Below are 12,918 nucleotides of genomic sequence, written 5' to 3'. Positions count from 1 at the left end.
ATGACCGTCAGACTGTCTTCCATGAACGCATTCACCATGAAGAACTGGGAAGAGAACGTCGTCAGCGGCTCGGAGAACGGGCCGCGGGTGGCGCACGCGCACGCGTCGATGGCGTACGAGGGTGTCATCGAGGGTGAATCGGTCTGCGACCTGCTGCTGTACTACGCGGGCGAGGGCTACGACAGCGGCTCGACGACGTCGCCGAGCCTCGAGCGTTTCGACGGCAAGGTCGACGGTCGCGAAGGGACGTTCATCGTGCGGCACGAGTTCACGTTCGACGCCAAGGGCATCGCGTCGACGTTCAGCGTGGTCCCCGGCTCGGGCACGGGCGCGCTGACCGGGCTCACCGGCACCGGCACGGTCGGCGGCGCGATGGGCGAGGAGAAAATGGGGTACACCTTCGAGTACAGCCTCTAGGAGTCGCCCGTGGACCGTCGTCAGGTACTCGCCTACCGCATCGCCGAGCACGGCTTGCACCGCGGTTCGACGGACGTCGCGGATCTCGCCGTCGTCCGGGCCGGTCTGCAGGACAGCATGCGCGACACCGCGCTGCTGGCCGCGGTGGCCCGGCTCGACGGTCCGGTGTCCCTTGTGGACGACGACCGCCTGGTGCTGGCCTGGACGTTGCGCGGTGCGCCGCACTTCCACCTCCGCACCGACCTCGCCGAGGCGACGCGCGCGCTGATCCCGCTGGACGACGCGGACGCGCTGGCGAGGATGCTGTGGCAGCGCAAGGAGCTGGCGGCGACGGGCGTGGCGGCGTCGGAGGTGGTCTTCACGGCGGCTGCCGCCCTCCGGAAGGTCGTCACTTCGGAGATGACCAAGGGCGCGGTCTCGACGGCGGTCACGAAGCTCGTACCGCCGGAGTTCTCGCGGTGGTGCCGAGGTTGCAACGCGACGCACATCCACGAGCAGCTGATGCGCATCGCGACCCCCTTGGGCGGCATCCGCCTGGTCAAGGGCGCCACCCCGGCGACCTTGGCGCCGCTCGAAGGCCGCGGCCGCATGCGCACGACGCCGGACCCTACGGCGGCGACGTCGGTCATCACCTCGTACCTGCAGCTCAACGGCCCGGCGTCCCCGGGCGACGCGGCGGAGTTCGTCGGGACGTCCCGGGCGGTCGTGGACCGGACCTGGCCCACGGACCTGGCCGACGTCGAGGTGGAGGGCAAGACCCGCTACCTGCCCGCATCGCGGCTGCCTGCCCTGGAGAACCCACCGGAGCCGGACGTGGTGCGGCTGCTGCCACCGTGGGACCCGTTCATCCAGGCGCGCGACAAAGCCCTGCTCGTCCCGGACCCGGCGCGGCGCAAGGAAGTCTGGAAGATGCTGGGCAACCCGGGAGTCCTGCTGGCCGAGGGCGACATCGCGGGCACGTGGCGCACGAAGGCGAGCGGCACGAAGCTGACGTTCACCCTGACGGCGTTCGACCCCCTGCGCCCCGCGGCCCGGGAGGCGGCCGAAGCGGAAGCAGCACTCGTGGCGACGGCGCGGGGGTTCGAGAAGCACGACGTCACCTGGTCCGTGTCGTGAGTGGTAAGTAGGGTTCCAACCCTCCTGAACACTCACGACCTCAGGTGTCCACCGCCAGCCGGTAGCCGCGCTTCACCACCGTCTGGACCACTCGCCCGCTGCCCAACGACGTCCGCAGGCGGCCGATCGCCGTCTCCACCGCGTGCTCCTCCCCGCCGCCCGGCAACGCCGCGATCAGCTCGCGGCGCGACACCACCCGGCCCGGCGACGCCGCCAACGCCCGCAGCAGCGCCATCGGCGCGGGCGCCACCTCGCACCACTCGCCGTCCACGATCGCCGCTTCGCCGCGGAGTTCCAGACACCGCCCGCCCGCCTGCAGCCTGGGGGAACGCGCGACCAGCGTCTCGGCGAGAGTCCGGGCCAGCGCGCCGATCCGCGCGCGGTGCGGCTGGACCGTCGGCACCCCCAACGCCGCCAGCGGGCCCGCCGTGATCGGGCCGACGCACGCCGCCACCACCGGGCCCGAAAGAGCCGAGATCAAGCCGGGAAGGCGGCCCGTGCGGCGGGCCAGCGCCAGCAAGGAAGCAACCGCAGGCGCGCTCGTGAACGGCAGAGCGTGGATCGAGCCCTCCAGCACGCCGTCCAGCAGGCGGTCCACCGGGCCCGGGTCGACCGGGCCGACCCACCGGTACACCGAGATCTCGATGACCTCCGCGCCCGCCGCGCGCAGCGTGTCCACGAAGTACGGCAACGGCTCGCCGTGCAGCTGGACCGCGATCCGCCGGCCGGAAACGCCCGACGCCAGCAGGTGCTGGAGCAGCTCCGCGTTGCTCTCCGACGCCGGCGAGTAGTCCTCCGACAGCCCCGCCGCGCGGATCGCGCCCGTCACCTTCGGGCCGCGCGCCAGCAGCGACGACGTCGAGAGGCGTGCGACCAGCGCCTCCCCCAGGCCCCAGCCCTCGGCCGCCTCGAGCCAGCCGCGGAAGCCGATGCCGGTCGTCGCCACCACCGCGTCCACCGGCGAGTCGAGCAGCCGCGCGGTCGCCGCGCGCAGCTCGGTGTCGTCCGTCAGCGGCACGATCCGGATCGCCGGGCCGTAGCGGACGCCCGCACCCTTGCGCACCAGCAGCGCGCCGAGCTCGTCCGCCCGGCGCGCCGCGGTGATGCCGATGACGAAACCCGCCAGCGGGAGCACTTCCGTCACGGCGACTCCACTTCGACCACGCCCTCTCGCACGCGCACCTCGTACACCGGCACCGCGACGCCCTCGACGTCCAGGCATTGTCCACTGTGGAGCACAAAACGTTCTTTGTAGACCGGCGACGCGACCACCGGCACCCCGCCGGCGTCCCCGACGATGCCCCGCGAAAGCACCGCCGCGCCACTGCACGGGTCCCAATTGGACAGTGCGTACCACCGCGAACCGGGCAGCCGGAAGATCGCCACCTGGACGCCGTCGCCGAGCAGCGCCGCGACCCCGGAGTACTCCGGCACCGCGTCCACCGGGCACACCGCCGTCCACGTCCGTTCGAGAGACGTCGTCATCGCCGCACCTCCGGGACACCCAGCATGACCGGCACCTTCTGCTCCCGCTCGGACCGGAACGAGATGGCCGGGTCCGGCGTCCCCGGCGCGTTGACGAACGACGTGAACCGCGCCAGCTTCTCCGGATCCTCCAGCACACCGCGCCACTCGTCGGCGTAGTTGTCGACGTGCTTGGCCATCGCCGCGTCGAGGTCCTCGCAGATGCCGAGGCTGTCGTCGACGATCACCGCGCGCAGGTGGTCGTGCCCGCCCTCCAGCTCCTCGATCCACGGCGCCGTCCGCTGCAACCGATCGGCCGTGCGCACGTAGAACATCAGGAACCGGTCGATGGTCCGGATCAGCGTCGGAGTGTCCACATCGGACACGAGCAGTTCGGCGTGACGCGGCGTCGTACCACCGTTGCCGCCGACGTAGAGGTTCCAGCCGTTGTCCGTGGCGATGATCCCGAAGTCCTTGCTCCGCGCCTCCGCGCACTCCCGCGCGCACCCGGACACCGCGGACTTCAGCTTGTGCGGCGACCGCAGCCCGCGGTACCGCAGCTCGAGCTCGATCGCCAGCCCGACGCTGTCCTGCACGCCGTAGCGGCACCACGTCGACCCGACGCACGACTTCACCGTCCGCAGCGCCTTGCCGTACGCGTGCCCGGACTCGAACCCGGCGTCCACCAAACGCCGCCAGATCAGCGGCAATTGGTCCACTGTGGCGCCGAACAGGTCGATCCGCTGCCCGCCGGTGATCTTGGTGTACAGCCCGAACTCCTTCGCTACCTCGCCGATCGCGATCAGCTTGTCCGGCGTGATCTCGCCACCGGGGATCCGCGGTACGACGGAGTAGGTGCCGTTGCGCTGGATGTTCGCCAGGAACCGGTCGTTGGTGTCCTGCAACGTCAGCTGCTCGCCGCCGAGCACGTGCCCGCTGCCCAGCGTGGCGAGGATCGACGCCACCGCGGGCTTGCAGACCGCGCAGCCGGTACCCGTGCCGTAACGAGCGATGACCTCGCTGAACGTCGAGATCCGAGTGGCCCGGATGATCTCGAACAGCTCCGCGCGCGACTGTCCGAAGTGCTCACACAGCGCCTTCGACTGCTCGACGCCGGCCGCGGTCAGCAACCGGCCGAGCAGCGGGACGCAGGAGCCGCACGACGTCCCGGCGCGGGTGCACGCCTTGAGCTTGCCGACGGTGTCGCAGCCGTCCTCGTGCACCGCCCGCGTGATCGCACCCTTAGAAACGGCGTTGCACGAACAGATCTGCGCCGCGTCCGGCAGCGCGTCGACACCGACCGCCGCACCGCCACCGGCCGGGGCGAGGATCGCGGAAGGCTCCGCGGGCAGCGGACGACCGACCAGCGCCCGCAGCGTGTTGTACTCCGCCGCGTCGCCGACCAGCACGCCGCCGAGCAGGGTCTTGCCGTCGTCGGTGACCACGAGCTTCTTGTACGTCCCGGCGACCGCGTCGTTGACGGCGACTTCCAAAGCGCCTTCGGTCGTCGCGTGCGCGTCACCGAAGGAGGCGACGTCGACGCCCATCAGCTTCAGCTTGGTGGACGTGTCCGGTTCCGGGAACGTCCCGGAACCGCCGGTCAGCTGCGCGGCGACGATCTCGGCCATCGCGTACCCGGGCGCCACGATGCCGTAGACGCGCCCCTCGACCGCGGCGCACTCGCCGATCGCGTACACCGAGGGATCACCCGTACGACAAGAAGAATCCACCAACACGCCACCGCGTGGCCCGACGTCCAAACCGGACTGCCGCGCGAGGTCGTCCCGCGGCCGGACGCCCGCCGAGAACACGACCAGGTCGACGTCCAGCTCGGTTCCGTTGCCGAGCCGGGCCACCAGCCGCGAACCGTCGGCCTCGATCGCGTCGGTCGACGTTCCCGTGTGGACGGTCACGTCCAGCCCGGTGATGAGCCGTCGCAGCAGCGAGCCGCCACCCTCGTCCACCTGCAGCGGCATCAACCGCGGCGCCATCTCGACGACGTGCGGCGAGAGTCCCATGTCCCGCAACGCCTTCGCGGCTTCCAGGCCGAGCAGGCCACCACCGATGACGACCGCCGCACGCCGGCCGCGGCCCGGGCGCAGGGCCGCCGCGCGGATCGCGTCCAGGTCCTCGATGGTCCGGTAGACGAAACAGCCGGGCAGGGCGTGGCCGGGCACCGGCGGTACGAACGGCCGCGAGCCGGTGGCCAGCACGAGCGCGTCGTACGAGACCGTGGCGCCGGACGCGGTGGTGACCGTGCGAGCAGTGCGGTCCACCGAGGTGACCAGCTCGCCCAGCCGCAAGTCCACAAGGGAGTCACCCGCGTAGTCCGAGCCGGGCAACGCCAGTGACGCGGGGTCCCAGCCGTCCACGTAGGACGTCAAGGCCACGCGGTCGTACGCCGGGCGCGGTTCCTCGGCCAGGACGACGATCCGCCAGTGCCCGGCGCTGTCGGCGGTGCGCACCGCCTCCACCAGCCGGTGCGCGACCATGCCGTGTCCGGCGACGACCAGGGTGGGCATCTCAGACCTCCGCTCCCGCGAGCGCCCGGCCGCGCTCACTCGGCTGTTCGGCGGGCTTGCGCAGGTAGACCGCCCAGGTGACGGCGAAGCACAGCCCGTAGAAGACCAGGAACCCGATGAACGCGGGCGCGCCGCTCTTGGCGTCGGCGAACGACTGCCGGAAGGCGAGGTTGATGAACAGCCCGCCCTCCGCGCCGATCGCGCCGGCCAGGCCGATCAGCGCGCCGGACCGCCGTCGTGCCTTGAGCAGTTCGGCCGCCTCCTCGGCGCCGTTCGCGATCGCCGTACGGGCTTTCGCGCGGAAAATCGCCGGGATCATCTTGTACGTCGAGCCGTTGCCGACGCCGGTGAGCACGAACAGCACGATGAACGCGACCGTGAACAGCGTCAGGGACTTCGACGTCGAGGCGAGGATCAGCACGACCGTCGCGAGGGCCATCCCGACGAACGTCGCGAAGGTGACCTTGCCGCCGCCGATCCGGTCGGACAGCCACCCTCCGGCCGGGCGCGCGAGCGAGCCGAGCAGCGGGCCGAGGAACGTCACCGCGGCCGCCTGCAGCGGCGTCCGGCCGAACTGGTTCTGCAGCACCAGCCCGAAGGCGAAGCTGTAGCCGATGAACGAGCCGAACGTGCCGACGTAGAGGAACGACATCACCCAGGTGTGCCGGTCCTTGACGATCTCGCGCATCGCCTTGGTGTCGCCGCGGACCGTCGCGAGGTTGTCCATGTAGCGGTACGCGCACACCGCGGCGATCACGATCAGCGGGATGTAGACGTACAGCACGATCCGCGGCGCGGTCGCGCCCGCCGTCCCGATCACGAGCAGCCCGACGAGCTGGATCGCGGCGACGCCGAGGTTGCCGCCACCCGCGTTGAGACCGAGCGCCCAGCCCTTGTGCTTCTCCGGGTAGAACGTGTTGATGTTGGTCATCGACGACGCGAAGTTGCCGCCGCCGACCCCACCGAGGGCCGCCACCAGCAGGAACGTGCCGAGCGACGTGCCCGGGTGCAGCACGACCGCGGCCAGGATCGTCGGGATCAGCAGCAGCAAGGCGCTGACGACTGTCCAATTGCGACCGCCGAACTTGGCAACGGCGAAGGTGTAGGGCAGCCGCATCAGGCCACCGATCAGCGTCGGCGTCGAGACGAGCAGGAACTTGTCGGCGGCGTCGAAGCCGTAGTCCTTGCCCATGAACAGGACGATGACCGACCACAGTGTCCAGACGGAGAAGCCGATGTGCTCGACCAGCACGGAGAACCAGAGGTTGCGGCGGGCGACCTGCTTGCCGGTCTCTTCCCAGAACGTCTCGTCTTCCGGTTCCCAGTGCTCGATCCAGTGCTTCCCTTGATGGGCCATCACGTTCTCCTCGTCCGAAGTCGGGTGGTCGTCGGGGTCGTCATTGCGCGGCGAGCCAGTTCGCGACGGCGCCGACGGTGTCGGCGCACCCGCCGCAGCCCGTGGTGGCCCGCGTGGCCCGCGCCAGTGCGGGAGTCTCGGTGGCCCCGGCCTTCCAGGCCTCGATCAGCCGGGCCTTGGTGACGTTGTTGCAGCGGCAGATCACCGCCGCCGCCGGCAGCTCGGCCGGGCCGGCCGCCTGAGCGGTGCCGGGCGGGAGGGCCCGGCCGAGCAGCACCGCGAGCCGGTCGTCCGGCAGCGGCGTCCCGCGGTCGTAGTACTGGGTGATCGACGCGGCCGCGTCGGGCAGGCCGAGCAGGATCGCGCCGGTGACGCGGTTTTCGCGGACGACGAGCTTGCCGTACCGCCCGCCGGCCGGGTCGGTGAACGTCAGCACCTCGGCGTCGTCGTCGGTCGCCTCGACCTGGGTCTCGCCCAGCGCGGCGAGGTCGACGCCGCGTGCCTTGAGCCGGATGACGGCGGTCGTGCCGCGGTAGCGCGCGGCCGCGTTCGTGCCGGTCAGGACATCGGCCAGCACCTCGGCCTGCTCCCACGCGGGCTGGATCAGCCCGGCCGGGGCGCCGGGGTGGCGGGCGCAGTCGCCGAGCGCGTGGATCCGGCCGTCGCTGGTGCGCAGGACGTCGTCCACGACGATGCCGCGGTCGACGTCGAGCCCGGCGTCCTCGGCGAGGCTCGTCTCGGCGCGGACGCCGGCGGCGACCACGACCAGGTCGGCCGGGACGAAGCTGCCGTCGTCGAGCTTGAGGCCGTCGCCGGGCAGGTAGCTGGCGGCGGTCGCGCCGAACCGGAAGGTGACGCCCATGCCGGTGAGCTGCCGGGCCAGCACGTGCCCGGCGGCCGGGTCGAGCCGGCGTTCCATGACGTGGCGGTTCGGGTGCACGACGGTCACCTGGTTGCCGCGCCCGGCCAGGCCGCGGGCGGCTTCGAGGCCGAGCAGGCCGCCGCCGAGCACCGCGACCGGCGCGCCGAAGCGGGCGGCGTCGAGGATCTCGGCGCAGTCGTCAAGGGTGCGGAAGGTGACCACGCCGGGCCCGGCGGCGAGGCCTTCGACCGGCGGGAGCCACGGGTTGGCGCCGGTCGCGAGCACCAGCGCGTCGTAGTCCACTGTGGATCCGTCGGTCAGTTCGACGCGGCGCTTGCCGCGGTCGATCCTCGCGGCCGCGAGGCCGAGCCGGAGGTCGACGTGCGTCCGTGCGGCCCAGTCGTCGTCGTGCAGCCGGACGCTCGCCGGGCTCATCCCGCCGGCGACGACGGCCGAGAGCAGCACCCGGTTGTAGGCCGCGTGCCGCTCGGCGCCGAGCACGGTCAGCCGGACGCGCTCGGCGGCCGGGTCGCGGCGGCGGATCTCGTCGGCCAGCCGGGCCCCGGCCATGCCGTAGCCGGCGATCACGACGTCCCGGGCGCTCACGCAACACCATCCACAGTGGACAGCGAGACGGCGCACACCTTGAACTCCGGCATCCGGCTGACCGGGTCGAGCGCCGGGTTGGTGAACAGGTTCGCGCGCTGCGCGCCGGGGAAGTGGAACGGCACGAAGACCAGGTCGGGCCGCATTGACTGCACGAAACGCACTTTCGCCGTCGTCTCGCCGCGGCGAGACCGGATCCGCGCCTGGTCGCCCTCTTCGAGCCCGGCGCGCTTGGCGGTGTCCGGGTGGACCTCGACGAACGCCTCCGGCACGACGTCGTTCAGCTCTTCGATGAGCCGCGTCTGCGCGCCCGACTGGTAGTGCTGCAGCACGCGGCCGGTGGTGGCCTGCAGCGGGAACTCGTCGTCCGGCAGCTCGGCCGGGCCGGTGTGCTCGACCGGCACGAACCGCGCGCGGCCGTCCGGGTGGGCGAAGGTGTCGAGGAACATCCGCGGCGTGCCGGGGTGGTCGTCGGCCGGAACCGGCCAGTGCAGGGCCTCGCCGGCGCGCAGGCGGTCGTAGCTGACGCCGGAGTAGTCGGCGATGCCGCCTTTGGACGCGATCCGCAGCTCGTCGAACGCCGTCTCGGCGTCGGCCGGGAAGCGTCCTTCGGGCTGGCCGAGCCGTTCGGCGAGTCCGTTGAGGACGTCCAAATCGGACTTCACGCCTGCCGGTGGGTCGATCGCCCTGCGGCGCAGCAGGATACGGCCTTCGAGATTGGTGAGCGTGCCGTCCTCTTCGGCCCACTGCGTGACCGGGAGGACGACGTCGGCGAGGGCCGCCGTCTCCGACAGCACGAAGTCCGCGACCACCAGGAGGTCCAAAGCGGACAGTCGATCTTGGACCCGCTGGGAGCGTGGCGCCGAGACGACGACGTTGCTGCCGAACACCATCAGCGCCTTCGGCCCGCCTTCCTGACCGAGCGCTTCGAGCAGTTCCGACGCCGAACGCCCAGGCCCGGGCAGCGAGTCCGGTTCGACGCCCCACACACCGGCGACGTACTCGCGGGCGGCCGGGTCGTCGAGCTTGCGGTAACCGGGCAGCTGGTCGGCCTTCTGACCGTGCTCACGGCCGCCTTGGCCGTTGCCCTGGCCGGTGAGGCAGCCGTAGCCGGAGCCCGCGCGACCGGGCAGGCCCAGGGAGAGGGCGAGGTTGATCCAGCCGCCGACGGTCGCGGTGCCGGTGGCGTGCTGCTCGGTGCCGCGCGCGGTGAGGATGTAGGCGTTGCGGGCGCCGGCGAGCTTCGCGGCGGCCAGGCGCATGTCGGCGGCCGAGACGCCGGTGATGCGCTCGGCGCGTTCGGGCCACCAGGACGCGGCGATCCGCCACACCGCGTCGAAGCCGTTCGTCCGTTGGTCCACATAGGACTGATCAAGATGACCGTCGGCGACGACGGCGTGCAGGATGCCGAGCGCCAAAGCGAGATCGGTACCGGGCGCGGGGGCGAGGTGCAGGCTCGCGAGCTCGGCGGTCGCCGTCCGCCGCGGGTCGACGACGATCAGGTCGGCGCCCCGCAGGTGCTGGACGAACGGCGGCATCGTCTCGGCCGGGTTGGCCCCGGCGAGCAGCACGACGTCGGCGTTGCCCAGATCGGTGACGGGGAACGGCATCCCACGATCGGCTCCGAACGCTTTGCTCCCCGCGGCGGCGGCCGAGGACATGCAGAACCGGCCGTTGTAGTCGATCTGCGAGGTCCCGAGCGCGACGCGGGCGAACTTGCCGAGCAGGTAGGCCTTTTCGTTGGTCAGCCCCCCGCCGCCGAAGACCGCGACGGCGTCCGGGCCGTGGTTCTGCTGGAGTTCCCGGACCTTCCGCGCGACGAAGTCGAGCGCGAAGTCCCAGCCGACCGGCTCGAGGACGCCGTTCTCGCGCACCATCGGGCTGGTCAGGCGCCTCGGCGACGTCAGGAGTTCGCCGGCCGTCCAGCCCTTCTGGCACAGGCCCCCGGCGTTGACCGGGAAGTCCCGCGGCGTGACGCGGACGCCGTCGAGGCGCATCCCGCACTGCAGCGCGCAGTACGGGCAGTGCGTGTCGACCTGCGGCACTGGTCACCTCCGGCGTCGTTCGGGATGACCCGACGCTAAGCAGGCCGTGTTACTCGGAATCGACCGGATGTTTCAGGCAGTTGACATTGCGGCGCGACTCACGCGCCCCGCGCAGTGAGGTCAGGGCCGGCCCCACGCCGTGTTGGCCACTCCGGGCAGTGTGAGGGCCACTGCGGGCAGTGTGAGGGCCGCTGCGGGCGGCACGATGGCCGTTCCGGGCGCCGCGCCGGTAGTTCCGGGTGACGGCACGACCGAACCGCCCATCCGGAACGGCCAACTCGGCGACCGGAACGGCCAACACGACGACCGGAGTGGCCAACACGGCGTCAGAGCACGCCGCTGACTTCGCGGGCCGCTACGCGAAGGCTGTCCAGCGCCGCGCGCGTCGACCTCGGGTTCAGGGCGTTGGCCGCCAGGCGGAACAGCACCGCGCGCAGCAGCAGCTGCGGCCACTCCGGCAGGTGCGCCCAGCGCTCCAGCAGCTCGCGGGTCGCGCCGCCCCAGGCCAGGGCGTCGACCGCGACGATCGCCGCGCCGTACTCGCCCGGGCGGTAGTACGGGACGAAGTCGACCAGGCCCGGTGCCGCGTCGCCGTCGAACAGCAGGCCCGCCAGCAGTTCGCCGTGCGCGACCTGGGACGAGAGCTTGATCGGGCGGCGCGCACCGGCCAGGACCTCGAACCAGCGGCCGCCCTTCGTCTCCTCCAGCGGGACTTCGAGTTCTTCCCAGGCGACGCGGTCGGCGACGGCGTCGACGTCCTTCCGCAGGGCGATGAAGTCCGGCCGCGGCAGCCCGACGGTCGCCCGGTGCAGCTTCACCGCGGCGAGCACCGAGGCGTCACCGTGGTGCTCGGCGGTGCCGGCGACGAACCGCGACGCCGTCCAGCCGCCGACGATCCAGCGGCCGTCGGTCGAGCGCACCGGCTTCGCGACCCGCAGGCCCGGCTCGTCGACGTAGTCGAGCGCGCGGGCGGTCCACAACGTCTTGGCCTTGTCGGCGACCGGCTTGAGCACGAGGTCGCCACAGCGCCACGCCGCCGAGTCCGGCAGCGCTTCGCCGTTGTCGGCGAGCCCGCCGAAGGCCGCGCAGACGTGGCCGGGAGGGCGTTCGAGGGTTGACCGCACAAGGACCGACGGTACCCGGCCGGGTGGTCCACGATCGAGAAGACGCGCTGGTCACAGACGGTTTTGAGAACCGGGACGAAACGCCGTGAGGGGCACCCTCACGGCCGCGGGAGCCGGGAGGGTGCCCCTCACGGAGCACAACTGTCAGTAGGTCGGCAGGCTCGGGTCGATCTGCTTGGCCCAGGCCAGCACGCCACCGCCGAGGTGGGTCGCGTCCTTGAAGCCGGCCGCGTGCAGGGCCGCCAGGGCCTCCGCCGAACGGGCACCCGACTTGCAGTGCAGGACGATCGGCTTGTCCTGCGGCAGCTCCGCCAGCGCCTCGCCCGAGAGGATGCGGTCCTTCGGGATCAGCGTCGCGCTCTTGATGTTGACGATCTCGTACTCGTGCGGCTCGCGGACGTCGATCAGGGCGAAGTCGTCGCCGTTGTCGAACTTGGCCTTGAGCTCCGCCGGGGTGATCGTGCTACCCGACGCCGCCGACGCCGCCTCGTCCGAGACCACGCCGCAGAACGCCTCGTAGTCGATCAGCTCGGTGATCTTCGGGGTCTCCGGGTCCTTGCGGATCTTGACCTCGCGGTACTTCATCTCCAGCGCGTCGTAGCTGATGAGCCGCCCGAGCAGCGGCTCGCCGATGCCGGTGATGAGCTTGATCGCCTCGGTCACCATGATCGAGCCGATGGACGCGCACAGCACGCCCAGCACGCCACCCTCGGCGCAGGAGGGGACCATGCCCGGGGGCGGCGGCTCCGGGTAGAGGTCGCGGTAGTTGAGGCCCCTGCCGTTCGGCGCGTTCTCCCAGAACACGCTGACCTGGCCCTCGAACCGGAAGATCGAGCCCCAGACGTACGGCTTGCCCAGCAGCACCGCGGCGTCGTTCACCAGGTAGCGCGTGGCGAAGTTGTCCGTGCCGTCGACGATCAGGTCGTACTGCTCGAAGATCTCCAGCGCGTTCGACGAGTCCAGCCGCTCGGTGTGCAGGTAGACCCGGACCAGCGGGTTGATCTCGGCGATCGACTCCTGCGCGGACGCGGCCTTGAGCTTGCCGACGTCGGACTGGCCGTGGATGACCTGGCGCTGCAGGTTCGACTCGTCGACGACGTCGAAGTCGACGATGCCGAGCGAGCCGACGCCGGCCGCGGCCAGGTACAGCAGCGCGGGGCTGCCGAGGCCACCGGCGCCGATGACCAGGACCTTCGCGTTCTTGAGCCGCTTCTGCCCGGTCACCCCGACGTCCGGGATGATCAGGTGACGGCTGTACCGGGCCACCTCTTCCTTGGTGAGCTCGGCAGCCGGCTCGACGAGCGGCGGCAGTGCTGACATCGGGTCCTCCATCTCGCGCGGATCGCGTCCATCCCACTATGCACAACGCGCGCGGGCAAACAGACCTTCCCAGGTCCGGATCGTG

The 12,918-nt window shown here is 71.6% G+C and carries 10 protein-coding genes; 2 read left to right on the top strand and 8 right to left on the bottom strand.

Features of this window, described 5'->3' with window-relative positions:
• Window positions 1–21: 21 nt before the first annotated feature.
• On the top strand, window positions 22–417 hold the full coding sequence (locus tag ACLJQZ_RS29295; RefSeq protein ID WP_410623083.1) for a DUF3224 domain-containing protein: 396 nt from the start codon (window positions 22–24) through the stop codon (window positions 415–417).
• A gap of 9 nt (window positions 418–426) precedes the next feature.
• A complete protein-coding gene (locus ACLJQZ_RS29290; RefSeq protein WP_410623082.1) occupies window positions 427–1,533 on the top strand; it encodes a DNA glycosylase AlkZ-like family protein in 1,107 nt (368 codons plus the stop codon).
• 40 nt (window positions 1,534–1,573) lie between these two features.
• On the opposite strand, the gene ACLJQZ_RS29285 is transcribed toward ACLJQZ_RS29290, so the two are convergent.
• The 8 genes from ACLJQZ_RS29285 to moeZ form a co-directional block, all read right to left on the bottom strand.
• Window positions 1,574–2,677: a uroporphyrinogen-III synthase gene (locus ACLJQZ_RS29285; RefSeq protein WP_410623081.1), complete on the bottom strand. Its 1,104-nt coding sequence runs from the start codon at window positions 2,675–2,677 to the stop codon at window positions 1,574–1,576.
• Window positions 2,674–3,018: a nitrite reductase small subunit NirD gene (gene nirD / locus ACLJQZ_RS29280; RefSeq protein WP_410623080.1), complete on the bottom strand. Its 345-nt coding sequence runs from the start codon at window positions 3,016–3,018 to the stop codon at window positions 2,674–2,676. The genes ACLJQZ_RS29285 and nirD overlap by 4 nt, the downstream gene beginning before the upstream one ends.
• On the bottom strand, window positions 3,015–5,519 hold the full coding sequence (nirB, locus tag ACLJQZ_RS29275) for a nitrite reductase large subunit NirB (protein WP_410623079.1): 2,505 nt from the start codon (window positions 5,517–5,519) through the stop codon (window positions 3,015–3,017). Before nirB ends, nirD begins: the two co-directional genes overlap by 4 nt.
• 1 nt (window position 5,520) lies before the next feature.
• Complete coding sequence (locus ACLJQZ_RS29270; RefSeq protein WP_410623078.1) at window positions 5,521–6,876, bottom strand: nitrate/nitrite transporter; 1,356 nt, start codon at window positions 6,874–6,876, stop codon at window positions 5,521–5,523.
• 40 nt (window positions 6,877–6,916) lie between these two features.
• Window positions 6,917–8,344: an FAD-dependent oxidoreductase gene (locus tag ACLJQZ_RS29265; protein ID WP_410623077.1), complete on the bottom strand. Its 1,428-nt coding sequence runs from the start codon at window positions 8,342–8,344 to the stop codon at window positions 6,917–6,919.
• Window positions 8,341–10,389: a molybdopterin oxidoreductase family protein gene (locus tag ACLJQZ_RS29260; protein WP_410623076.1), complete on the bottom strand. Its 2,049-nt coding sequence runs from the start codon at window positions 10,387–10,389 to the stop codon at window positions 8,341–8,343. The genes ACLJQZ_RS29265 and ACLJQZ_RS29260 overlap by 4 nt, the downstream gene beginning before the upstream one ends.
• Window positions 10,390–10,715: 326 nt before the next feature.
• The gene (locus ACLJQZ_RS29255) at window positions 10,716–11,513 is read right to left on the bottom strand and encodes a TIGR02569 family protein (RefSeq protein WP_410623075.1); all 798 of its coding nucleotides are present in this window, start codon (window positions 11,511–11,513) and stop codon (window positions 10,716–10,718) included.
• 144 nt (window positions 11,514–11,657) lie between these two features.
• The gene (gene moeZ / locus ACLJQZ_RS29250; protein WP_410623074.1) at window positions 11,658–12,833 is read right to left on the bottom strand and encodes an adenylyltransferase/sulfurtransferase MoeZ; all 1,176 of its coding nucleotides are present in this window, start codon (window positions 12,831–12,833) and stop codon (window positions 11,658–11,660) included.
• Window positions 12,834–12,918 lie beyond the last annotated feature (85 nt).

Origin of the sequence: Amycolatopsis sp. cmx-8-4 (assembly GCF_046548675.1) — a bacterium.
In the GTDB taxonomy this organism is placed as follows: domain Bacteria; phylum Actinomycetota; class Actinomycetes; order Mycobacteriales; family Pseudonocardiaceae; genus Amycolatopsis.
The sequence above is the reverse complement of the archived record's forward strand: the minus strand, read 5'-3'. Positions and strand labels throughout refer to the sequence as shown.

Bases quoted from the DNA above. Each gene is read 5' to 3' on its own strand.
- ACLJQZ_RS29295 (WP_410623083.1), top strand. From the start codon at position 22: ATGAACGCATTCACCATGAAGAACTGGGAAGAGAACGTCGTCAGCGGC.
- moeZ (WP_410623074.1), bottom strand. From the start codon at position 12,833: ATGTCAGCACTGCCGCCGCTCGTCGAGCCGGCTGCCGAGCTCACCAAG.
- nirB (WP_410623079.1), bottom strand. From the start codon at position 5,519: ATGCCCACCCTGGTCGTCGCCGGACACGGCATGGTCGCGCACCGGCTG.
- ACLJQZ_RS29270 (WP_410623078.1), bottom strand. From the start codon at position 6,876: ATGGCCCATCAAGGGAAGCACTGGATCGAGCACTGGGAACCGGAAGAC.
- nirD (WP_410623080.1), bottom strand. From the start codon at position 3,018: ATGACGACGTCTCTCGAACGGACGTGGACGGCGGTGTGCCCGGTGGAC.